The sequence below is a fragment of the Bacteroides sp. BFG-637 genome, assembly GCF_024793605.1.
GTDB classification, from domain to species: Bacteria; Bacteroidota; Bacteroidia; order Bacteroidales; family Bacteroidaceae; genus Bacteroides; species Bacteroides vicugnae.
This window is the reverse complement of record NZ_JANUPD010000002.1, coordinates 575,480-598,204: the sequence shown is the minus strand read 5'-3', so window position 1 is coordinate 598,204 and position 22,725 is coordinate 575,480. Positions and strand designations below refer to the sequence as shown.

Below are 22,725 nucleotides of genomic sequence, written 5' to 3'. Positions count from 1 at the left end.
GTATGTAATGAAGGTTGCTGAAAACCCTGTTGAGTATAGTCTCTTTTCTGACTTTTTTAGGGTTCCTTTCCCTAGTCCTCAATCTCCCCAATTTACTTTTATTGATTTATTTGCAGGCATGGGAGGTTTTCGTTTGGCGATGCAGGCACAAGGTGGAAAATGTGTTTTTTCTTCGGAATGGAATAAATATGCTCAAAAACTTATTTGGCGAACTTTGGTGAAATGCCATTTGGAGATATAACGAAAGAAGTTACTAAAAGTTATATACCTCAATACTTTGATATTTTATGCGCAGGTTTTCCTTGCCAACCTTTTTCTATTGCCGGTGTTTCTAAAAAGAAAAGTTTAGGACGGGAAACGGGCTTTAAGGACAAAACTCAAGGTACACTTTTCTTTGATGTAGCGGATATTATTAGTCGTCATCGCCCTAAAGCATTTTATTTGGAAAATGTGAAGAATTTGTTGTCACATGATAAGGGCAATACCTTTAAGATTATAAAAGGTACACTGGAAGAATTGAATTATTCGATTCATTTTCTGGTTATGGATGGGCAGGCTTATGTACCTCAGCATCGGGAGCGTATTATGATTGTTGGATTTAATCGTGAAATTTTTCATGGGAAAGAACAATTCTGTTTTCCTGAACAAAAACAATCTACACGGGGCATACGGGAGATTTTAGAGCCGGATGTTGATGATAAATATACATTGAGTGATAAACTTTGGAGTTATTTACAGAACTATGCAGAGAAACATCGCGTAAAAGGAAATGGTTTTGGGTTTGGGATGGTTGATCTTAACGGTATCTCTCGTACATTGAGTGCCCGTTACTATAAAGATGGTTCAGAAATACTTGTTCCACAAGGAAATGGGAAAAATCCTAGAAGATTGTCACCTCGTGAATGTGCTCGATTGATGGGCTATCCTGATAAATATCGTTTAGATCAAGTCTCTGATGTACAAGCGTATCGGCAGTGTGGAAATTCTGTAGTAGTTCCACTCATAACTGCAGTTTCTGAACAAATTATTAAAACAATCAATAATTATGAGCAACATTCTGGACTCTGCGATACAGAGTGTGCAGCAATCTAAGGCTGCTTGGTGCCGGTTTATAACTGGAAATGATACAGGTGCAACAGGAAGTCATCAAGCAGGTTTTTATATACCTAAGTGTGCATCGAGTTTACTTTTTGATGAACCGGGAAAGAAAGGGGAAAACAAGGAGAAAACTGTACAAATAAAATGGCAGGATGACTTTACAACGGAAAGTTGTATGAAATATTATGGACAAGGTACACGTAATGAGTATCGTATAACCCGTTTTGGTCGTGGCTTTCCTTTTTTTCAAGATGATAATGTTGGAGATTTACTCATTATTGCTAAATATACTGAAGAAGATTATTTGGGCTATGTTCTTAGTGCTGATGAAGATATAGATGGATTTTTGCTTATTTCAATCTTGCTCCAGACGAAACAAATCAATTAATAGATGTAGCGGGTGTTATTAAACCAGACGAAAAAATAGTGCAACTCTTCCATGATTTTGTTAGTCGTTTTGATAAATTTCCAGACACTCGACAAATGGCATTAGGAGCACGAGAATGTTATAATAAGGCTTATAAAATTAGTGAAAATGTTTTTAAAACTAATCCTGATGATGTCTTGTTGAATTGGGTAGATACTGAATTCCGACTGTTTAAATGTATGGAAGAAAAATTTTATGTGGATATAATAACACATTCTTTTGATAGTATTGATACATTTATACAAACAGCTAACGAAGTACTTAATCGTCGTAAGTCTCGTGCCGGTAAATCATTAGAGCATCATTTATCTGATATATTTGTACATAATGCACTTGTTTTTGAGGAGCAAGCTGTAACTGAAGATAATAAAAAACCGGATTTTCTTTTTCCAAATAGTAAATGTTATCGTAATATACAATTTCCGGCTGAGGACCTTATCGTTTTGGGGGCTAAGACTACTTGCAAAGATCGTTGGCGGCAAGTATTGACGGAGGCGGATCGTGTGGATGATAAATTTTTATTTACTCTTCAGCAGGGAATATCAAAGAATCAGTTAAAAGAGATGCACGATTCCCGACTTACACTTGTTGTTCCTCAAAAGTATATTTCAAGTTTTCCACGAGACTATCAAGATGAAATAAAAGATCTTCTAGGATTTGTCTTAATGGTAAAGGAGAAGCAGGAACATTTACCAAAACATTATTTTATATAAAAACCAGGAGTTCTTCATAACAGTATGGAGAGCTCCGAATTTTTTATTTTCAATATGAATAAATTTTAATCAACTGTTTGAGCGTAATCAATCGTTAGAATACTCAACATACTCATCAACTATACTATCATTCATATGTTCTAAATGAGGTTCTTTTCTCAATTCTTTCACTGATTCATAAGAAATGAAAGTACATATTTCCGCAAGAGGCCCTTTTTCCATAAAAGCAAAGACCGGTCGGTTGATTTGTTCGAATACAGCTTCCCTGCGTTCGATGGAAGCAACGATGTGGATTTTTATGTCAAGCATTGGTTGAAGGGCTAATAAGTCAGCCATTCTTAAAATACCGGAATAAATGGCGGTTGTTCCTTCTACCTCAAACGCTCTGACTATGGAATGTCGTTTTATCCATAATACATCTATATTCTCTATAACTTTAAGAGTTGGGCCATCAAACACTAATGGTAGATTTTCTAATAAGGTATTATTTTGTAATGGCTTCCACTTGTTTAAGACTCTACTTCTGTCTGATTTGGGCAACCAAATTTTATAGCCCAATTTTTCACCTATTTCGGCTAAAGTAGCTTGTATTTGAATGGATTCTCTTTCTTCTTTACTTGTATTGGCTTTATTTTGTGATGTTTCGTCAGGTATTTCTATGACCGTTTCTTTCTCACTGGAAACTCTGACCTTTGTCAATGAACGTACTTTTTTCTTTTCAGCTTCTGAAAAAGGATAGTCTTTCATTTCAGATTGTTGTTGTAAAATAACTTGTTCAAGGTATTCACAATCTTCTTTTGGCCAAAGTCTGGGACTGGAAAATACCATATAAGTCCATCTGGTACTATCACTTGGTAACTTTTGGGTAAATGATAGATGGTTCCAAATGATATTTTCGTGTATCGGAATTCCCTTTTCTAATGGTAGCCATGCAATTGGTTTTACTTTGAATCTCAAAGTGAAAGGATCATCCTCTTGGGTAAATATAGGTTTGGAGTCTATAAAGAAATTACTTGTAATTTCTAATATTCCGATAAAACGTTGAATTTTAGTGCAATAACATATGAACTTATCACCAATGTTTATGTGTTGATTTTCTACATATGCCTTACGAGATATGCGGAATCCGCTGATTTCTTGGTTAGATTCAGAAAATGCCAATGCAGTGTTAGGAGAAAAAAGATTTATGTAGTATTTCATGGCTTTATGTCTTATTTTTGACAAATTTATAAAAAGTATTTTGGATGATATGATATTTGTAGGATTTTTTTTAGATGAAAATTATTCTTCCTTCATTTTCTTCCTCCACCTCTGAAACCCTCTCATCAAACTTTCCTCTTCCACTGATTCCACCATATCGTACTTCACCACGAACTCATGCATTGACTTTATATACATCACCCCATTTTTGAACTTATTTTCTAGCAGGAATGAATAAAGCTCCGCTTTCATTTCCACCTCAATTTCCTTTTCAATAATAAAGATACTGTCCTGACCGAAATAATTATAAACTTCCGGATTCTTTCCTTGCCTTGGGCTGGGAAGAACAAAAGTGATATTTCCTGTTTCTTTCCAGGAGAGGCCTTGCGGATGGGGAACGGATAATTGATGTAAGAAGTGATAAATGGGAGTGAGGTGGGAGAGGTGGATTGGAATAGGGAGCCTTGAAGGCGGATTGTTGTGCGATAGAGGTTCTGAACTTAGTCCGTACCGGACATACATATACTTCGCCAGATATGGCTTAATGGCAAACGTAACTGTAACCATGGGATTTGAATTTTGAATTGTTGAAATTTCTTGTATGCTGATTGCCACTTGAAGCGGCAGATTCCGTCGTGTTTGTTGGAAAAAATCCCATGGGTTACGGGGACGGAATTTTAATTTAGTAAGAAGTTGAAATTCAAATGGTTACAAATGCTGGTTTTCCTTTAAAACCAACGGGTCGTTCCTTTAAAAGGAACGACCCGTTGCACACCGAGGAATGACCTCTTCCTTTTAAAGGAACGGACGGCTCCTTAAAATCCATATTGCAAAGCTATACGTAATATTCTGATTTTTCAAAATGAATAATAGCTTGAATATATTATTCATGTAATAAAATATGACTATTTTCGTACTTATTTAATTTATTCGCATATATATAGAAGCTATGTAATTAAAACAGAATAAATATATGAGCGTATAATTTAACTATATTTATACTCCAAGTATTCTTGAACTTGCAAAACCTTTTATGGCACTCCTTGTTTTGGCTTGTGAGGGGCAGGTTGGAAATTTAAATAATGTGCAAATAATAGCAAAAAAGGAAGGGAAGAATATGACAACATCAGTTAGGCTTATGCTGAATAAGGGCAGGAGATTGAATAATGGTACTTATCCTTTGGTGTTTCAAGTGATACATAGTAGGAGAAAGAAACTGTTATATACCGGATTCCGGTTAAAAGAGGAAGCATTCAATGAGGCAGAGGAAAAGATTGTTGATGGTACGGATGCCACACTAACCGCTACGGACATCACAAAGATGAATCGTGAACTGCGGAAAATGAAAAATATGATTCATACACGGATCCGGCAGCTTGAACGGACAACGGAGCCTTTTACAGTAGAAGATGTATTGGCACAATTCACCCGTGCGAACGTAAGACAGCAATTTTACATACTGCGTTATATTGATACACAAATTGAACGGAAGAAAAAGTTGAAGAAAGAGGGGACGGCTGCGGCATATAAAAGCACGCGTTCATCATTGGCTAAGTTTCTGGACGGTTCGGACATCCGGATGCCAGAGATTGATTTACGTTTTATCCGGCGCTATGAGGATTTTTTGTATAATAATGGAGTTGCCGAAAATACGGTGAGCTATTATTTGCGGAATTTGCGGACTCTTTATAATCAGGCTGTGGTGGATGGCTATCATCCTCATGGAGAATATCCCTTTGTGAAAGCGCAGACGCGTCCGGCTAAAACAGTGAAGCGTGCCTTGAGCCGTGAGGATCTTCAAGCTCTGGCGAATCTCAAACTAGAGGATGCTCCTGAACTGAAGTTTGCCCGTGACCTGTATTTGTTTAGCTTCTATGCGCAGGGAATGGCCTTTGTGGATATTGTCCTTTTGAAGAAATCTGATATTTATAATGGTGTGTTGACCTATTCCCGGCATAAGTCTAAGCAATTTATTCGCATTGCCGTAACGCCTCAAATGCAGGAGTTGATGGATAAGTATGAAACAGAAGGAAAATATGTATTTCCGATTATCCGTGACAATTCTTCTTCAGAATATACGCAGTACCGTCTGGCCTTGGGGCGTATAAACCGGCATTTGAAAAGAATAGCTGCCATGATTGATGTCAAAATACCTTTGACTACTTATACAGCCCGCCATACTTGGGCTACCCTCGCCCGTGACTGTGGTGCGCCGGTTTCCGTGATTAGTGCAGGATTGGGACATACATCAGAAGAAATGACCCGTATTTATTTGAAGGAATTCGACGTTTCTCAACTTGATAAGGTGAATAGTATAGTGACTAAATTGTTCTAAAAGTAAGATTTTTCATACTATAATTCCTGATAAAAAAATTGCAGATATTAATATTTTATATATATTTGCATTATTGTAATCTATTCCATAATAGAGAGTAGCACAAAAAGGGTTCTATTGATTTATTTGTTTTCACGTTGCAAAGTTAGCTTATATTTATTTTATATTAATTGCAATAAAGTCCGAAAATTTGTTCATTTTGTACAAACATGGAAAATACTTGCTAATTTGTTTCATTATTAGCCTGACAGCGCTTAATTAATTGTTTGGGAGTGCATCCGAAATGCTGCTTGCAGTAACGGCCAAAATAACCTTGTGACTCAAATCCCAGTTCTTCAATGACATCTTTTATACATACCCCGGGTTCAGTCAGTTTTTTCAAAATCAGTTGGTTTCTTTGTTTCAGCATCCATTGTTTGGCTGTCATTCCGAATACTTCGTTGAATCTTGCAAAAAAATAACTTCTCCCCAGATTGGACAGAGAAATAAGTTTCTCGATATTATTCACTTTGGTATAGTTGTTCATGATAAAATCTTTAAAGTCAATGCTTTTTCCAATAATAGGATAAAACAATGTTGCAATATCTTTTTTCTCATAAAACCCGCGAAGTAGGAAGAATAATTCCTGTTGCATCAGTGTGTGCAGGTGTAAACAGTTCATGCCATTTCTGATGCAGTGGATCAGCACCTCTAAAAAGGGAGTCAGCGGATAACGTATTCTAATCGGTTCGAATAGGTATTCCATATTTTCGCAAATATTTGATAATGATTGCAATAGTAGTTTGTCGCAGTTGTTTTCTGGTATATCGAAAAACATTAAAAGCAACTTCGAATCCTTGGGGGCCACTCCTTTAAATAATGAAGAACGTGGAATCAATACCATGTCGCCTGTTTGAAACGACTTGTCGCGAAACTGGTTGTAGCTTATAGTTATGTCACCTTTGAGAAAGAATAAAAGGTAGTTTTTATTTGTGTGGTCTTCTCCAAATTCTGCATCTTCCGTAAATTCAATAAATTTGAATCCGGTTTCGATGGCAGTCATATAGTTTTGACATGACAAATGCTCTTCGATGTATAGCAACTCGCTTTCCATATGTTTTGTTTTTATGAATATTATCAAAATTGTTTGACCTGTCCGATTTTCTTTGTTTCACAATTGTTTCAGAATCTATTTTCTTAATAAATTAAATATCAGCTTTTTGTTTGAACATTGTTTTGTTTTATTCTTCATTTATTGATTCTGAAACAGCTGTTACATTCATGAATAATTGTAATGTATTGATATATAGTAATATACAGTGATGTATATGCAGTTTATTTGTGCTACTCTCTATTATGGAATAGAGATGGATAAAGGTGAAAGAGATATTTAAATTTAAAAGATATAAGTTATCAATTTTTTTTCATAAAAAACTACTAAATGAAAGTAAAAAGTTTATTTTTGTCGATGTGTGCGATAGCTGCATTGGCAAGTTGTTCACAAAGTGACGATGTGGCTCCTGCAGGGAGTGATGCCCCGGAAGCAAAGGTTATCCTTAAATTGGAAGGAGATGGAGTAAACGCAACAAGGGCGACGGGTGCGACGGAAGCTGCTACCGAAGACGGAGCTGCTATTAAGAATGTTACTGTGTTTTTCTTTAACCCGACAGGCTTCATTGTGGGCAAACCACAGTATATAGAGGCTGCTAGTATCGGTAATCCGATAACTACTACTACGGATGCCGCTGAAGTAGTTGTAATAGCCAATCTCGGTGACAAGACCGCGGATGGCACATTTGATGGCATAGCTAGTCTTTCCCAGCTCCAAAAGCTTGATTTCTCTTCTATTGCTACCGACGGTACTGGTAAAGTTACTGTAAACCAGAGCAAGGACAATTTGTATTCAAGTGGAATGGGTGAGATTACATTTAATGATAATACGGGTACAGCTGAAGTCCAGTTGCATTTTGTGGCAGCTAGGATCAAGACGGTAAAGATTGCATGGACAGCTGGCCAGAATTATGCTGCTACTGAACAAGCATTGAAGGATGATAATACAAAATGGTTTACCATTAAAAAGGTTTATATGATGACGGCCCAGACAAATTCACCTCTTATTCCGGCCACTACTGGAACGTGGAAAGGATTTGTTCCGCAGAGTTACGCTTTTGCAGGTGGTGTGGCATGGGGTGCTGCACCGTGGACATGGGCAGACAACAACATCGGTGAGCCGAAGCAAACAGATGATTATCTTGCAGTCGCTGCGGATCTTGTGGAGAGCATTTCTAATGCCAATCAAATAGATAACGCCCTTGCAAGTAAATCCTGGTATCTGTTTGAAAATTCCCCTGCTTCTACCCATCCGACCGGTCTTGTTATTGAAGTTTTATGGAGATCAAAAAATGAGTCAGCAGAACCGGGTGACCTTTTGCCCAAGTACTTTACAATGTATTTTGGTGAATCTGGAACTAGTGGTACTACCCAACCGCTTCTTACAGCCGGAAAGACTTATGACATGGCTCTGTCTTTGAAAGGTAGTTTTAAACCCGGTGGCAACGCAGGTGGCGGTGGTGACGATCCGACTAAGCCGAGTGTAGACGCTACAGTTACGGTAACTGTAACTGCTGCAAAATGGACAACAACCGACGAAATCACAAAAGATTTCCAATAATTCTCGCATCCCCCTCTATTCTTTATAATTAAACAAAAGAAAAATTCTTAGAAATCGGTATGTGCCCGATTGTAATCCGCATTCGGGCACACTCCGTTCTTAGCAAAGATAAAAAAACAAGAAAGAATATCCATTATGACAGGTGACTACAAATTCCGGTTCATGCCGGGGATATTATACTCTATGTTCACACTATTGCTGTTATCAGGATGCATAGCTGAAAATAACGACGATTGTTTCAAGGGTGTCCCTCTGAAAGTGAAACTTCCTGCCGGTATTTCACAGGAAACCATCAAGGATATGAGCCTCTATGTATTTGATGACAAAGACTTGTTGCTTGACATACTCCCTGTGAACAGTACGGAACCTGTTAATCTGGATTATCCGGGTATTCCTACCCTTCATTGTGTAGCCTTGTGCAATACGCAGGACGGTACGATGCTCGTCAGCCCCCTGAAAAAGGGCGATTCATGCTCCGACGGTTTCATATCTATGAAACCCTCCGCACCCACAAGGGATGCACAGAGCATATCCTACACCCCTCCGGCCGATTTATTCTACGGAGAGCTTAAAATAGAAAACACTTCGACGTCCGCCCGGGTAGAGGAACAGACTTTGGCTGTTTCACGGATGGTAGCGTCAATGAATATAACCGTACGCGGTCTGGAACTTCTTAGCGGAAGTAGTGACGGCGATTATTCGCTCGTTGTGCATGAAACTGCCAGCCGCCTGGATTTTGAAGGTCATTATGGCGGTACTCCCGCTTCCTATCGATTTTCGCCCCCTTTTGAAGCGGGAAAAGATTATAAGATTCCTCCTTTCAACCTGTTCCCTACTCTGGAAGGAGAAAACCAAGGAGTGACCATCGATATCTATCATGGCACAGAGCGGATCAAAAGTCTGAACACGGACAGCAGCCACCAACCCATCATCCCGGTCGTGGGACAAACCCTGAACGTGCTGTTGGATTTCAAATTGAGCGTCAGTGTAGAGGTCAAACTCACCGAATGGGGAGTAGAGACTGTCTGGAAAGAATATAATTGAATCACCGGACGGTGATTGTACATACAGAAGATAATGTCATAGAATATGAAGAATAACCATATATCGAATTTAAGAAAGTGGGCAATGATTGCCGCTGCAATGATATTGCAAATATCATGTCAGCAGGACGATTCATTCTCCCCGGCTGCGGATTCTGCCATCATCAACCTATCCGTATCTGCTGCCAATAGCGGAACGACAATGGATAATGATGATACCGCCTCGGCCATTAAGTCCCTTTGTATTCTTCAGTTCAATGCGGATGGAAATGCCTTCGGTACCTTGCGCCATGTGGGTATGGGTACGGAGACGGCTCCGAACAGTGGAAAATACAGCGCTACACTGCTGCAAAGTGTAGACAACAATGACAAATACAAACTAGTCATCCTTGCCAACTTTCCCGATGGCGATTACGGAATCTTTTATCGTATGGGGGGGAAGAGCTATGCGGAAGTGCAGCAAGCCTGCCTGAGCGCGGAACTTAGTGGAGAAAGCAATGTGCTTGAATTTACTGCCGCTCAACCGTTTCCGATGTTCGGGATAGCTAAAGACGGAGCTCCCCAGATTATTACTGAGATGATGAATCTCGGCACGGTGTCATTGGTACGTGCGGTAGCGCGGGTAGATATCGGCATCGGGACAAAAAACGCCGATAACAATACCTGGAACAAAGGCGGCGTGCCGCTTGCCATGACCCAGGTCCAGATATGGAAAGATGGAAAACAATACGCGTATATGCCTGTAGAAAGCAAGTTCTCTTCTTCGGGAGGGGCATTGGCTATCAACAGTCCTTCCCCTGTCGGAGTTACGGAAACAAAGATCTACGGCAGCACGTACATTACCGGTACCACTTACTGCTCGGAAAAGATCTACCTGCCCGAAGCCGATTTGCTATGGGGAGATGTATATGACGATAATCACTCCAGTCGCCTCGCGATTATCGTAGGAGGAAAGTATAACGGCTCGGATGCGGAAACGTTCTACCGTGTAGACTTCAACTACGATGAGGGGAGTAAGGCTAAGATGGACATCCTGCGCAACCACGTATACCGGTTTACCATCAAGAGCGTGAAAGACGCGGGCTATGCCACTGCCGAACTTGCGTACAACAGCAAGCCGAAAGGCTTGGATTTCAGCGCCGAAATCGAGCCCTGGGTATCAAACGAACCAACTTCCGTACCTTCCATCCAGGGATACTACCTGACTTATGAGGGATTTAATGGAGAGAATGTGAGATGGACTTACGGCAAACTATCAACCCAGCAAATTCCCAAGAAGAAGTCTTATTGGGGTACCAATGTATATCTTCCATTCGACTACAATAATTTTTATAAGGAAGGAAATAGTTTTTATGCTCCGGATATTTCGGGAGGACAAAACGGGAGATTGTATACTACGGTGGAGGAGACCCTTAATAATGAAGGTACCTTTCCCAATCTGATGGTTTCCGGTGATGATATAGTGGATGAATCGGGTAATGATAAGGTCCAGTGGAAGACCGGAACTACGCTGACAGCCTTTGACTTATGCCGGGATCTGGAAGAAAACGGATATGACGACTGGAGACTTCCGCGACTCTCGGAACTGGCGTTTATCTATGTGAATCAGGAAAGCTTGAAAGCATTGCGAGGCTTCACACCGTTGTCCGGGACTTATTGGTGCGGGAGCGAGTTTCAGGAAGGTACAAGCGACGAGCAACGGAAAAAGTCCGAATCAGCGTGGGCTGTCGATTTTACTGCTGCTACCGGATACGCGTCGTGGCATAAGAAAACAGAAAAATTGAAAATCCGTTGCGTACGTCAGCAACAGGATAATCCGAGTTTTAAAAAAAAGTGATTGAAACGATATACAAAGATGAATATGGATACAAACAAGAAATATACCTCGCCCCGGGCAATCCTCCTGACAGCCTTCTCTTTACTCCTGGCAGGAGCCTGTGACAACCGTATCTATGACGGACCGGAGCCGGATACTCCGGCAAGGGAGGTTTCTCTGGACTTCAACGCGTCCATAGAAAAGACGGAGACCGTTCAATCAAGAAATATTACACAGATAGATGGTTTTACCGGAACTTCCTATTCCTTTGGAATGTCCGTCACTAAACGTGATAACGGGAATGAGATTTTCAAGGGATCATCCGACATGAAAGCGACTATGAAGCGCACCGACTCCTCCGCACCGTGGAATTGGTCTTTTATTGATAATTCAAATAATACAAGTCTCACTCCCGTGGGGTCGGAAGGTAAAGCGTTAAAAGTGGTTGCTTACTATCCGCCTGTCCCATCCGCTACCAAGGATGTCTATACGGATGGCATCCCGTTTGATTTCTCCGCCAGGACCGGTCTCCAACAGACGGATCTGCTCTACAATACCGACACCATCTATCCGTTCGCTCCATCCAACGACCCGAGGGTAACTATTCCTTTACGCTTCCGGCATGCCTATACGTGGATTGTTCTTAACATCACGAAATATGTGGATAAAGGACCGGAGTTCAAGCTGAGCAGTGTCTCCCTGGATAACCTGGGGGGCGGCTGGATTAAAAACAAAGGAGCGATTGACCCGGAAACAGGGTTGGCAAAGGATGGAGCCACCGCCGGTCCGATAGGAGTAACCGTAGACCCTGCTGCGGTATTGTCCACTACGAAGGTTCTCACCTACGAGTTTCTGGTTCCCTCGTTCATGGATTCCAAAGTCGGTGACGGCGACCTGCTCATCGTATTGAATGTCAATGGAATTAATGAGCTGTTTACGCTGAGTAAGCTCTATCTTAACAAAAGTGACGATGGTAAGTCGTTCGGTTTCAGACAGGGATATAAAAACACGTATAATCTGGTCTATAATAACTCCGCTCTGAGTTTAAGTATTCAGAGCTGGAATTCAGAGGTAATTAGTGGTAATTTTGGAGATGATGTAACGCCTCCCGGCTCCGGAAGCTATATGCGGATAGATTTTTCAAAGATAAATGCCGTTCCAGCTCTTAACGGATATTATTGGCCGACGGCCGTTCTACCGGGCAGTCAATATGCAACTACATATCCTCCAAAACCAACCTTTTTAGCCACCGGTACGCATACGTACAAAAACTACTTTACTACTGTGGCCTATGGCGGTAACGGATCTTATGTGGGTGCTAAAGCACCAGATCCCTCAAAACTGCCCACGGGCGACGACGGTCTAAAGATTACGGATGATGTAAACGTCTATACAAACGAAAAAGCTTATCCGGTAATTCAGATAACCAAAGAAGATGTCTCCGTCATGCCTGTTCCATGGCAAAATGAAAACGGCGAGTTGGTTGCGAAAGAACTTTGCAGAAAATATAACGGGGGTGGTTTTCATGACTGGAGACTTCCGAGAGCCACAGAGTTGCGGGCGGTATGGGTACTGGTAGCGTCTAATGGAAATATATATAGAGACTTGAACTTTGGAAAGGACGAGAATCGAAATAAACCATACTGGACCGGTACGGAAGTAGCTACAGGCGAAGCATGGGGCATGTCTTTTGATTATGGAAATGGTCTTGCCGATACTAAGTTGGTGATATCTCCGTATGAGAAGAATACGACGGGTTCTGTGCGCTGTGTCCGTGATGCTTCATAAGTAATGATATTATAACAATATGCAAATGAACGATATTATCATGATCAAAAAAATAATTCCGGTATGTATCGCCTGCCTGATCTTAGGGGGATGCACGGAGGACAGCCTGTTGCCCGACCCGGGAACAGCTTCATCCCCGGAACCGGTGACCGTGAAGCTCACCCTGGGCATAGACGGTTATAATACCTCGTCCGACGGGAAAACACGTGCGGAAGAAATGCCTCCTGTGCTTAGGATGTCTTCGCCGGATATGGATGTGGAACTTGTGGCGACACCTGCCGTCACAAGGGCAGCTTCGTCTCCTGCCGTGACTATTGCTGAAGATTATGCCGTTTATTCGTACATGGGCTTCCAGTTTGACGGAACACTATCGACCGGAACACTGGTGGAAAAGAAATATTTTACTTCTCCGGACGGCTCCATCAAGACAGATGAGGTGGAGATTAAATCTACGGGAGGGAAGAAAAACATGATTGTGGTTTTGGCCAACGTCAATGAGGGTGACTTTAGCAGTATAATAGTAGGCAGTTCCACCTATGCGGATTTACAGAAACTCTGTATGACACGGGTGGCGGATAATGATGCTATTTTCCCCAGAAAAAAGCTGACACTGACAAAGGACGGCAACCCGCTACAGGAAAACGGAAAGGACATGGAAAGAACAGGAATCGTCATGTGCGGCCAGGTTGCCGCTGAAATCTCTGATGGCAAACAGCTATACGTCTCTTTGAAGCGCACCGTGGCAAGAGTGCAATTCAATATAACAACCACTTTTCAACATTTTATAGACGTTCCGCATATATGGGAGGTAGACTTGATGAACATTCCCACGCAGAGTTATTATAATGTGATTGGAAGAAAAGCCGTTTTCCCTTCAGTGGATTTGACCAGATCCGACTTTTTTTGGTCTGAAAAACTCGCTGAGAAGACAACCGTCGCAGATCCTGTGATTAATACGGCGTCTGTATACATCCCGGTCAATCTCCAGCAGAGCGTACCGACCTCTACGCAGAGTACCCGCCGCGATAACTCACCGAAGGGCGGCACTTACCTTCAGATTATAGGACTGGAGAGTAAGAAGGTCGAGGGTACCGTTGATTTGCATATTATAAAAGATTTCTCTATCTACCAGTTGTTTTTGGGAAAGAACTTCACGACTGATTTCAGCGTGTACCCCAATTACGACCTGACTTACAACATTGTCCTGAAAGGAAATAGCGAGGAAGACACCAATGTAGTCCGGTTGATACCGGGCTATTTCTCGGGAGAACTTACGGCATACGACGCGAATGGTAATCGCTTGTCGTCGGTCACTGACGCGAATGCCGTTAAATGGAAATACCCGAACAAGATCGAGGTTTACTTTTCGGACGGATACTATCCGGCGGGAAGTACGTCCGCAACGCCGGGAGATAAGGAACTGAAATGGTATGCGGGAACGGCGCCACTCGACAAACAGGGAGCCACTTCGTTGACGGACGGACCTGCGAATACCGCACGGTTGCAAGCCGCCGGCGTTCCTTGGGAAGACTATGCGGCTGCCCATACCTGCTACCGCGGACTGAATGGATACGACCAGGGAAAACCGGCCGGTGATATCCTGTGGTATCTTCCTTCTATCGGCGAGTTGATAGGAACCTGGATTTCCTCTTCAAGTACGGCAAGCCAGCTGAGCCCCAGTTACTGGTCGTCTACCGCCTGTCCGGATACCGATGGGGCCTTTGTCATCACGAATGAAGGGAAGGTGTACTCCGACGATGTCGGCAATACGCATTATGTCAGAGGTTTCCAGGACCCGGGCAAAGCCCAGCATACGGAACTCGGACAAAGCCCCACATGGAGCAATTAGCGATAAGTAAACGAAATGCAACCTAATAAGAAATGAAGATGATGAGTTTCAATACCTGTTCCATTCTATGGACCGTTTTATTCTGCTTCGGCCTTCCTTCGGGAGTTTTCGGGCAGCATATCCAGAAAGAGACTGTCGGCGGAAAAACGTATGCCGTTATTTATGCGGACAGCCTGGCTGGAGCCGCCCAATGGGGAAGCGGAGTAAAGATGATGCGGGACGGCACTACCATCCGGCATCAGGTTTCCAAAGGAAACGGAGCAAATTTGAGCGTCAATGACAGAATACCGTTTCGCTTTATTGTGGCACCCGAGGATGTGGGGAACAATGATGAGAATTGGATGGTAGCGCAAGGAGTAAATATTGGCGGGAAGGATGAACTACCGGATTTTTCCAAGATTGCAGATACAGGATGCCGTTTGTATGGTAAGTCCGGCCAACCGGGTGCAGGGCGTAATTGGCGTGTTCCCACTCAACGCGAGCTGCAACTGATGTGGATGTTTCGTGAAGCCATCGGGGTGATATATAACACCAAACCGATGGAAGAAGCCGGCAAGGCGAAAAGATACTGGACTTCCACTGAAAAGGGGGGCAACAGATGCTTGGTTTTTTGATTTTACGCCGGGGAAACCTCACTGTGATACTCAGGCTAAAACTACGGCGACCGGTATGGTGAGATGTGTAAGTGATTATTAACCCAATGACAAAATGTAACATGAGAATTCCGGAATTAGTGTTCGACAAGGAAGGTGAAAACCTGTATCATATCTACCTGTTTTTCATCGAAGATAAGTGGTGGTGCTTCGGCTATTCCGCCCATTACCTGAGTATGATCTATCCGCAGCTGGAGGCTGTCAATGCAAAGAGTGAAGGTCCTGCCGAATCCATACCTTGTGTATATGTACCGGAGCGCTACCTGGTAAATCTTACCGACCGCTATGACACGCTGGTTTCGGACACATGCTTGCAGGTGAGTCCTCCGCCTGCCGTTTATAGTTACCGGAAAGAATATGACAATTGGTGTGCACAACTAACTGTCTGTTAATATAAACTCCTTATATTGAAATATCAATGAGACAAATTGTACGATATTGCTTATTGTCCTTTTTCCTGCTGCTTGCAGGCAGTCTGACGACCCCTCTTCGGGCGCAGTTCTATTCAGTACAGACCAATACGCTGAAATTGGCCACTACCACCTTCAACGCCGAGGGCAGCATGATGCTGAGTACCCACTGGACGCTGAACCTGGGCTTTTCCTATAATCCGTGGAATTTCAGCGACACGCGGAAGATCAGGCACTTCCTGCTGGAACCGGGCGCACGCTATTGGTTCTGGCAAACTTATGCCGGTAGCTTTATCAGCATGTATGCCATGGGAGCGCGCTACAACGTGGCGTGGGACGGACTGCTGGATGGTAAATATCGTTATCAGGGCTGGGGCTATGGTGCGGGAATGACCTACGGGCGTTCGTGGTTGCTGGGCAAACGCTGGAATATGGAAGTGGAAGCAGGTTTGGGACTGTTGGTAACCCCCTACACGAAATATCGTTGCGAACACTGCGGTGACAAGGTGAAGTCGGGCACTTATTTTCTTCCGACACCCAAGCTGGCATTTAATCTTGTTTATTTATTCTGAGGTTGATCCTTATCGTCAACCCATGGATGTATGAAGAGTACTAAAAGTTTCTATATTCTGTTCCTGATCATGCTTGTCACCGCATGCTCTCCATTCGGCAGGCTCTACAAAGAGCAACCGAGGGTGACGCTTGCATTGCCCGCCGCGCGGAAGAGTCCGCCGAAGCGTCCGGTGGTGGTAAAACATGACTCGGTTATCTCCACCCCGTCTTCGAACTTCGTCTTTGTCACTTCCAGACCGGGTGTGTCCATGGAATGGGACAGTATCCATAAAGAGAACCTGACTACCATGGCATTGGATGAAATTGTGATCTCTGCCAGTACCACCCGCAACACGGCGGAACGCAACGGGCTGATTGACGTTGAATTTGTAGTAACGGTGCCCCGCGCCTTGCAACAGGACAACTGGATGGTGAATGTCCGTCCGGTTCTGATGCGGGGAGATACGCCCGATTCCCTGAAAGAACTGCGCTTCACCGGACAACGGTTTCGCGAGTTGCAGGAGCGTGACTACCGGCGTTATGACCGCTTTCTGGAAAAGATTATCCCGGATTCGGTCAATTTTTACCGGACCTATGTCGACTATCGCTCTTTCGAGCGCTATCTGGAACGCCTGAAATGGTATAAACGAGGCTTGGAGAAACGCTGGGCGATACAGGATGCCAGGAAACGCCGCCCGGACCCGTTGCTGCTGCGCTTTGAGATGTTCAACCGTCAGTCTGCCGAACGGGACAGCCTGTTGAAAGACCGTCTGCTGAGGAACTCGTACCGGATGATCACACGCCAGTGGTGGCAGTATGACCGTGCCTTGGCACGGGTGAACGACACGCTACAATATCAAAGCAAATACCTGTTGGAACGCTTCCGCTTCTTCAACGAGAAATGGGCGGATTATGCCCGAAGCCTGAAGGATGATTCCCTCACCCGTGCGGAAAATGCCAAAGCGCGTGCGGAAGCATTGATTGCCCGTAAAAGCTACTTCCATGACCGGGCGTTGAGTGCCGCCGCCTGGCAGGCGGAACGCGGATTCAACCGGATGCATGAAATAGGAGCGGAACCGGGAGCACGTATCTACTCTCCCCGCTTTGATTATTTCAATGAAAAGATGGAACAGCTGGACGCCGGCCTTTACCGGTATTACCGCATCAGGGGCGCGCGTGCCGAAAAGAAGGAAAACCTGAAATTCCTGCGTGCTTTCCTTGCAGGGAAGGACACGACGCACCTCAACCGTGAGCAACTCACGGAAAAATATATCCGCCGTTATGAGAAAGTAAGGAATTTCCTCCCGATGTTCCATTTCCGCCGTCCGGACCTGGACACCCTGCCTCCTTCGTGGATCACGGAGACGCAATATCAGGAGAGGCCGGTCCGACCGGATACGGTACGGACACGTAAGGTCCTGCTGTCGCAGTTCTCGAAAGAAGAAATATACGCATATTATGAATCGCACGCACAGGGAATGCCCGACAGGGGACCCGCCGGATTTTTCCGTGGATTGTCGCCTTTATTGACTTATCACCGCATTCTGCCCGACTCGGTGCAGCGACGTACTCCCGGACCTAAGGCATTCCGGAATTTAGAGCGCAGCCGGGTGGACTCGGCAGCTACGGTTAACCGCTATATGCGTCGTTACGAAACCCTGCGGTCTGCTTATCCGCAGTACCGTCTGAAACGTGAATTGTATAATATCAATCCGCCCGCCCTTCGTCATGCCGCCAAGCAGACAGGCTATGGAGAACGGATAGCGCGCATCAATTCGCTCGATTCTACCGCTCTGGTAAAGATGTTCTATAAAACGCAGAAGATTGCCCGCAATGAGGCTCGCAAAGCGATCAAAGACGAGAAATACCGTGATATTGTCCGTTTCCCGTTCAACCCGGAAGCTAAACTCGACACTGTGATTTATGCTGCCGACCAGGTACGCTTTCTCTATTCGCAGAAGGTGCCCGCGGATGAAAACTCGGCGCGCATGAAGGTCTATGTGGTGGGCAATGTGCTGAACAGCAACGGTAGCGAATACCCGCTTCCCAAATCGGATACGCTGACTTTTCTGGTGAGTTCGATGACGAAGTTCGTTGACAAGACTCCCCGCTTTGTGCGTAAAATCGTCACCCGCGACGCGGAAGCGAATGCCAGTGTGAATTTTTATTTTCCCAAAAACCGTTTTAGTCTGGATGAATCCATCGATGTGAACCGGAAGGGAGTGAAACAGGTGCGCGATCTTACCCTGGCGCTGATGACCGATCCGGTGTACATCATAGACAGCCTGACACTCTTTGCCACCTCTTCTCCGGAAGGTAACTGGCGCATCAACGGAGAGATAGCCCGGAAACGTGCTGAATCTATCCGTAACATTCTGGTGCGTGACTTCACGCAACTGTATGATTCCCTGTCTGTCGGTGCCGCCATGGAGATAGACGATGCGGGCAATATCCGGAAACGGGAGGTGAAAGACGAGATCCCGAACCTGCCGCAACTGATAAAAGTGCGTACCATTCCTGAAGGATGGGACAAATTGCGACACCTGATCATGGAAGATGAGCATTTTGTCGGTGACAGGGGCGCCGTCTTGCGGATCATAGATAAGGAGGCGGACCCCGACCGGCGTGAATGGCTGATCAAGAGCCGGTATAAGGCAGAGTATGCCTACATGCTCGACAAGCTCTACCCGTCCGTACGTGCGGTGGACTTCCGCTTTACCCTTTCCCGCCGGGGCATGCAGCAGGATACGGTGTATACCACTGAGCCGGATACGGCGTATGCACGGGGAGTGGAGTGTCTGGAGAAACGCAAATATGCGCAAGCACTGGAAATTCTGCGTCCGTACGAGGACATGAATACGGCCATTGCCTATATGTCGCAGGGATATGACAAAGCCGCTTTGCGGATATTCGGGAATTTGCCTCAGACAGCCGATGTCAAGTACATGCAGGCCATTCTTCAGGCACGTCTGGGGGATGAAGAACAGGCGGTACGGCTATTGCTCAGTGCAGTGGATATGGACGAAAAAATGAAATTCCGCGCGAACCTTGACCCTGAACTGTCTGCACTGGTGAAGAAATACGATCTCTTCAAGGAAGAGGATGATTGGTAATTAGAAAGAGTGAAACAGATGAATCTGGTTTGTCATTGATAATATTAAAAACTAAAAGGATGAATAAGAAAGAATTGATTCAAAAGGTCGCTATTCGTAGCGGCATGTCACAGGCAGATGTGGAAAGGGTCTTAAACCATATCACCGACACCGTCAGAGACAGTTTGCATAATGAAGAGTCCGTAACACTTGTGGGATTTGGAAGTTTCCGGGTACAGGAACGTGCGTCACGCGCGGGGTATAATCCGTCAGCCGGTCAGAAAATGCAGATTCCCGCAAAGAAGATTGTTAAATTCAGACCGGGTAAGGCGCTGGAAATTTAAACATGATTTTATATAATAGTATATGGGCGAAGGCCTTTTTAAATAAGAAGAAGTATTATTTCATGCTTTTCGGATGCTGTTTTACCCGTTACAAATATCTGGAAGCATGGGAGGATATGGAACTTCGTATTCATGAGAGGCAATATCTCGAATGTTTCTTGTTGGCGTTGTTGCCTGCATTGGTTCTTTCCCTGTGGCTTTCATGGTGGTTCATGTTATTGGCATTTGTCAATTATCATCTGCTTTATTGGATAGAGAGATGGTTCGGGCACCATTCTTCATTTGATTGGGAAGCGTTGGAGCATTGTGGCGATTCGCTTTATTTGAGGAAACGGAAATTTTGTGCCTGGATGAAGTGGTATGGCAAAAAAACGCTGCCGCCTTCCGAATGGGATGACTAAATAATTCTCTTGTTATATGTTAGTTGCTGTGAAGCAGCTTATTTCCCCAGAATCCATATCCCCTGCCATTCTTTGATATAAAGGAATGGATTTATGGATTCACTGCCTGTGAAGGTAGACTATTGTTTGTTTTGTTTGTGTGGTGCGCCTCTTTCCCGGTGGGGAAAAGGCGCACTTTTTTTGTTAAATGTATGTTCACAGGAATCGACAAATGCGCAAAGGACCAGAATAGGTTAAGGTAAGTTTGTGCATTGTTTGCCATGTGGGCAGAAGTGATGATGATACCTTTTATATAGGTTGAACTTTGGTCGGATAGCAGTGAAATACAATCTGTATATGGCTGGAGCTTTTGAACAAGTTCTTTCTGTTTGGTGCGATAGGCGTGCTAACAAATGATAATAATTGAACTTCTATTGAAAAATATAGAATAAAAACATCGTTATCTAATTTATTGTGTTACCTTTGTTCCCAGAGTTTGAGTTACGAATCATTATTGTACAGTTCTTCTTTTTAATATATTATTAGTAAGTAGTCCTCTTCTGTAATTATCCTCCTCACTCCAAATTAGTATTTATTTTAATAAAATTTTTAGATGAACATTTACATTTCAGGTTTAAGCTATGGCACAACTGATGCCGACTTAACAAATTTATTTGCAGAGTTTGGAGAAGTTTCTTCAGCCAAAGTTATTTTTGATAGAGAGACTGGCAGATCCAGAGGATTCGCTTTCGTAGAAATGACGAACGATGGAGAAGGACAAAAGGCAATTGATGAACTGAATGGAGTTGAATACGACCAGAAGGTTATTTCAGTAAGCGTTGCACGCCCTCGTACTGAAAGACCGTCAAACGGTGGAGGCCGTGGTGGTTATAATAACTCTAGAAGATATTAATATCCAGATAAAAGCAGAAGATTCTGTCTTCTGCTTTTATTTAAAAACTGTTTCCGTTTCATGATTTAACGGAGGAATCTCTACTGAATAGGGAGGACGAAAAATCATTTTACATTTAAGTTCTGCTAATTCTGGCTCTTCTATGCAAAATTAGGAATTTCTAATCCTGTACTTTCCATTCTGAAAATAGATTTATTAGGCTTTTTTGTAATACAATACTCCTGAAATAGTCAGGAGCAAATAGTTTAATAAATTATCCAATAAGGTAAATCGTTAGTGGCAGGCTAGTATTGAGTACTTGGATAAAGTATACTCACTTCTGTCTATCTGTTTTGCCCATACAAAATAAAACATATGAAATCGTTCTTTATAGGAAATATTGAAATTAAAACACCTGTTATACAAGGTGGAATGGGAGTAGGAATCTCACTGTCCGGTTTGGCATCTGCAGTAGCAAATGAAGGCGGAGTAGGGGTTATATCATGTGCGGGTTTAGGATTGTTATACCCCAAAGGAAAGGGCACCTATCCGGAGAAATGTATAAGCGGACTGAGAGAGGAAATTCGCAAGGCACGTACAAAAACAAAAGGTATAATCGGAGTAAACGTCATGGTTGCCTTATCTAATTATGCCGATATGGTGCGTACTGCGATTGAGGAAGAGATTGACGTGGTATTTTCAGGTGCGGGACTTCCGCTCGATTTGCCATCATACCTGCCCTCGGGAAGTGTTACAAAGTTAGTTCCTATCGTATCTTCTTCAAGAGCAGCAAAAATTATTTGTGACAAGTGGCAAAAGAACTATAACTATCTGCCCGATGCAATCGTGGTAGAAGGACCTAAAGCCGGTGGGCATTTAGGATTTAAAAAGGAACAAATACAGGATCAGCATTATGCTTTGGAAGCATTGATTCCGGAAGTGGTAATGATTGCATCCAGCTATAAAGAACAGAAACAAATTCCGGTGATTGCAGCCGGAGGGATTTCAACAGGTGAGGATATAGCACATTTTATGGAACTGGGAGCTTCAGGTGTGCAGATGGGAAGCATTTTTGTAACTACTCTTGAATGTGATGCTTCAGAAACATTTAAAGAAGTATATATTCATTCCAAATCTGAAGATGTTCTTATTATTGAAAGTCCTGTCGGGATGCCGGGACGGGCTATTGATGGAGAATTTATTCACAATGTGAATAATGGTTTGGAGAGACCTAAGAACTGTTCGTTCCATTGTATCAAGACCTGTGACTACACAAAAAGTCCCTACTGCATTATCAAGGCTTTATATAATGCAGCTAGAGGAAATATGAAAAAAGGATATGCATTTGCCGGTAGCAATGCCTTTCTCGCAGAAAAGATTAGTAGCGTAAAAGAAGTAATGGCTACATTGGAACGCGAGTTTTTCTTGGCAACCCATAAACTGGCTTAATTAGGAGGACTTTGCATTTCCATTCCGGATTTGT

At 43.4% G+C, this 22,725-nt stretch carries 19 protein-coding genes and 1 pseudogene; 17 read left to right on the top strand and 3 right to left on the bottom strand.

Annotation, left to right across the window (positions count from 1 at the left end):
- Positions 1-7: 7 nt before the first annotated feature.
- The 3 genes and pseudogenes from dcm to NXX38_RS02625 all read left to right on the top strand — a co-directional run bounded on the left by dcm (position 8) and on the right by NXX38_RS02625 (position 2,238).
- Positions 8-1,092: pseudogene (dcm, locus tag NXX38_RS02635) on the top strand (DNA (cytosine-5-)-methyltransferase).
- Positions 1,046-1,486, top strand: a complete 441-nt coding sequence (locus NXX38_RS02630; protein WP_258978556.1) for an EcoRII N-terminal effector-binding domain-containing protein — start codon at positions 1,046-1,048, stop codon at positions 1,484-1,486. Before dcm ends, NXX38_RS02630 begins: the two are co-directional and overlap by 47 nt.
- 95 nt (positions 1,487-1,581) lie before the next feature.
- Complete coding sequence (locus tag NXX38_RS02625) at positions 1,582-2,238, top strand: type II restriction endonuclease (protein WP_258978555.1); 657 nt, start codon at positions 1,582-1,584, stop codon at positions 2,236-2,238.
- Between the two features lie 87 nt (positions 2,239-2,325).
- Here NXX38_RS02625 and NXX38_RS02620 read toward each other — a convergent pair whose 3' ends face one another.
- Both NXX38_RS02620 and NXX38_RS02615 read right to left on the bottom strand, forming a co-directional pair.
- Positions 2,326-3,438, bottom strand: coding sequence for a hypothetical protein (locus NXX38_RS02620; protein WP_258978554.1), 1,113 nt, complete (start codon positions 3,436-3,438; stop codon positions 2,326-2,328).
- Positions 3,439-3,519: 81 nt separating this feature from the next.
- Positions 3,520-4,005, bottom strand: coding sequence for a hypothetical protein (locus tag NXX38_RS02615; protein ID WP_258978553.1), 486 nt, complete (start codon positions 4,003-4,005; stop codon positions 3,520-3,522).
- A 550-nt stretch (positions 4,006-4,555) separates the two neighbouring features.
- On the opposite strand from NXX38_RS02615, the gene NXX38_RS02610 reads away from it, so the two are divergent.
- Positions 4,556-5,773, top strand: a complete 1,218-nt coding sequence (locus NXX38_RS02610) for a site-specific integrase (protein ID WP_195650413.1) — start codon at positions 4,556-4,558, stop codon at positions 5,771-5,773.
- Positions 5,774-5,996: 223 nt separating this feature from the next.
- On the opposite strand, the gene NXX38_RS02605 is transcribed toward NXX38_RS02610, so the two are convergent.
- Positions 5,997-6,881 (bottom strand): AraC family transcriptional regulator, encoded by an 885-nt coding sequence (locus NXX38_RS02605; protein ID WP_195650417.1) that lies wholly within the window; start codon positions 6,879-6,881, stop codon positions 5,997-5,999.
- 312 nt (positions 6,882-7,193) lie between these two features.
- On the opposite strand from NXX38_RS02605, the gene NXX38_RS02600 reads away from it, so the two are divergent.
- The 13 genes from NXX38_RS02600 (at position 7,194) to NXX38_RS02540 (ending at position 22,691) form a co-directional block, all read left to right on the top strand.
- The gene (locus NXX38_RS02600) at positions 7,194-8,423 is read left to right on the top strand and encodes a fimbrial protein (protein ID WP_258978551.1); all 1,230 of its coding nucleotides are present in this window, start codon (positions 7,194-7,196) and stop codon (positions 8,421-8,423) included.
- 135 nt (positions 8,424-8,558) lie between these two features.
- On the top strand, positions 8,559-9,467 hold the full coding sequence (locus NXX38_RS02595; RefSeq protein WP_258978549.1) for a FimB/Mfa2 family fimbrial subunit: 909 nt from the start codon (positions 8,559-8,561) through the stop codon (positions 9,465-9,467).
- 45 nt (positions 9,468-9,512) lie between these two features.
- Positions 9,513-11,303, top strand: a complete 1,791-nt coding sequence (locus NXX38_RS02590; protein ID WP_258978548.1) for a DUF1566 domain-containing protein — start codon at positions 9,513-9,515, stop codon at positions 11,301-11,303.
- Positions 11,304-13,070, top strand: coding sequence for a fimbrillin family protein (locus NXX38_RS02585; RefSeq protein WP_258978547.1), 1,767 nt, complete (start codon positions 11,304-11,306; stop codon positions 13,068-13,070).
- Positions 13,071-13,110: 40 nt separating this feature from the next.
- A complete protein-coding gene (locus NXX38_RS02580) occupies positions 13,111-14,919 on the top strand; it encodes a DUF4906 domain-containing protein (protein WP_258978546.1) in 1,809 nt (602 codons plus the stop codon).
- Positions 14,920-14,957: 38 nt separating this feature from the next.
- Positions 14,958-15,533 carry a DUF1566 domain-containing protein gene (locus NXX38_RS02575; protein WP_258978545.1) on the top strand — a complete coding sequence of 192 codons (576 nt, stop codon included), beginning with the start codon at positions 14,958-14,960 and terminating at the stop codon, positions 15,531-15,533.
- Between the two features lie 86 nt (positions 15,534-15,619).
- The gene (locus NXX38_RS02570) at positions 15,620-15,964 is read left to right on the top strand and encodes a hypothetical protein (protein ID WP_258978544.1); all 345 of its coding nucleotides are present in this window, start codon (positions 15,620-15,622) and stop codon (positions 15,962-15,964) included.
- A gap of 26 nt (positions 15,965-15,990) precedes the next feature.
- On the top strand, positions 15,991-16,554 hold the full coding sequence (locus NXX38_RS02565) for a DUF3575 domain-containing protein (RefSeq protein WP_258978543.1): 564 nt from the start codon (positions 15,991-15,993) through the stop codon (positions 16,552-16,554).
- Positions 16,555-16,584: 30 nt separating this feature from the next.
- The gene (locus NXX38_RS02560; RefSeq protein ID WP_258978542.1) at positions 16,585-19,647 is read left to right on the top strand and encodes a hypothetical protein; all 3,063 of its coding nucleotides are present in this window, start codon (positions 16,585-16,587) and stop codon (positions 19,645-19,647) included.
- Positions 19,641-19,970 carry an HU family DNA-binding protein gene (locus NXX38_RS02555; protein WP_309569287.1) on the top strand — a complete coding sequence of 110 codons (330 nt, stop codon included), beginning with the start codon at positions 19,641-19,643 and terminating at the stop codon, positions 19,968-19,970. The genes NXX38_RS02560 and NXX38_RS02555 overlap by 7 nt, the downstream gene beginning before the upstream one ends.
- A 2-nt stretch (positions 19,971-19,972) precedes the next feature.
- Positions 19,973-20,371, top strand: coding sequence for a hypothetical protein (locus NXX38_RS02550; RefSeq protein ID WP_148367127.1), 399 nt, complete (start codon positions 19,973-19,975; stop codon positions 20,369-20,371).
- Positions 20,372-20,963: 592 nt separating this feature from the next.
- Positions 20,964-21,263, top strand: a complete 300-nt coding sequence (locus tag NXX38_RS02545) for an RNA-binding protein (protein ID WP_004315028.1) — start codon at positions 20,964-20,966, stop codon at positions 21,261-21,263.
- A 354-nt stretch (positions 21,264-21,617) separates the two neighbouring features.
- The gene (locus NXX38_RS02540; RefSeq protein ID WP_148367128.1) at positions 21,618-22,691 is read left to right on the top strand and encodes a nitronate monooxygenase family protein; all 1,074 of its coding nucleotides are present in this window, start codon (positions 21,618-21,620) and stop codon (positions 22,689-22,691) included.
- Positions 22,692-22,725 lie beyond the last annotated feature (34 nt).

What these genes read in the sequence shown, in the direction of transcription:
- NXX38_RS02625 (WP_258978555.1), top strand. Translation starts at nt 1,582, where the DNA reads ATGGCATTAGGAGCACGAGAATGTTATAATAAGGCTTATAAAATTAGT.
- NXX38_RS02550 (WP_148367127.1), top strand. Translation starts at nt 19,973, where the DNA reads ATGATTTTATATAATAGTATATGGGCGAAGGCCTTTTTAAATAAGAAG.
- NXX38_RS02610 (WP_195650413.1), top strand. Translation starts at nt 4,556, where the DNA reads ATGACAACATCAGTTAGGCTTATGCTGAATAAGGGCAGGAGATTGAAT.
- NXX38_RS02590 (WP_258978548.1), top strand. Translation starts at nt 9,513, where the DNA reads ATGAAGAATAACCATATATCGAATTTAAGAAAGTGGGCAATGATTGCC.
- NXX38_RS02615 (WP_258978553.1), bottom strand. Translation starts at nt 4,005, where the DNA reads ATGGTTACAGTTACGTTTGCCATTAAGCCATATCTGGCGAAGTATATG.
- NXX38_RS02570 (WP_258978544.1), top strand. Translation starts at nt 15,620, where the DNA reads ATGACAAAATGTAACATGAGAATTCCGGAATTAGTGTTCGACAAGGAA.
- NXX38_RS02580 (WP_258978546.1), top strand. Translation starts at nt 13,111, where the DNA reads ATGATCAAAAAAATAATTCCGGTATGTATCGCCTGCCTGATCTTAGGG.
- NXX38_RS02630 (WP_258978556.1), top strand. Translation starts at nt 1,046, where the DNA reads ATGAGCAACATTCTGGACTCTGCGATACAGAGTGTGCAGCAATCTAAG.
- NXX38_RS02620 (WP_258978554.1), bottom strand. Translation starts at nt 3,438, where the DNA reads ATGAAATACTACATAAATCTTTTTTCTCCTAACACTGCATTGGCATTT.
- NXX38_RS02560 (WP_258978542.1), top strand. Translation starts at nt 16,585, where the DNA reads ATGAAGAGTACTAAAAGTTTCTATATTCTGTTCCTGATCATGCTTGTC.
- NXX38_RS02575 (WP_258978545.1), top strand. Translation starts at nt 14,958, where the DNA reads ATGATGAGTTTCAATACCTGTTCCATTCTATGGACCGTTTTATTCTGC.
- NXX38_RS02545 (WP_004315028.1), top strand. Translation starts at nt 20,964, where the DNA reads ATGAACATTTACATTTCAGGTTTAAGCTATGGCACAACTGATGCCGAC.
- NXX38_RS02565 (WP_258978543.1), top strand. Translation starts at nt 15,991, where the DNA reads ATGAGACAAATTGTACGATATTGCTTATTGTCCTTTTTCCTGCTGCTT.
- NXX38_RS02595 (WP_258978549.1), top strand. Translation starts at nt 8,559, where the DNA reads ATGACAGGTGACTACAAATTCCGGTTCATGCCGGGGATATTATACTCT.
- NXX38_RS02540 (WP_148367128.1), top strand. Translation starts at nt 21,618, where the DNA reads ATGAAATCGTTCTTTATAGGAAATATTGAAATTAAAACACCTGTTATA.
- NXX38_RS02600 (WP_258978551.1), top strand. Translation starts at nt 7,194, where the DNA reads ATGAAAGTAAAAAGTTTATTTTTGTCGATGTGTGCGATAGCTGCATTG.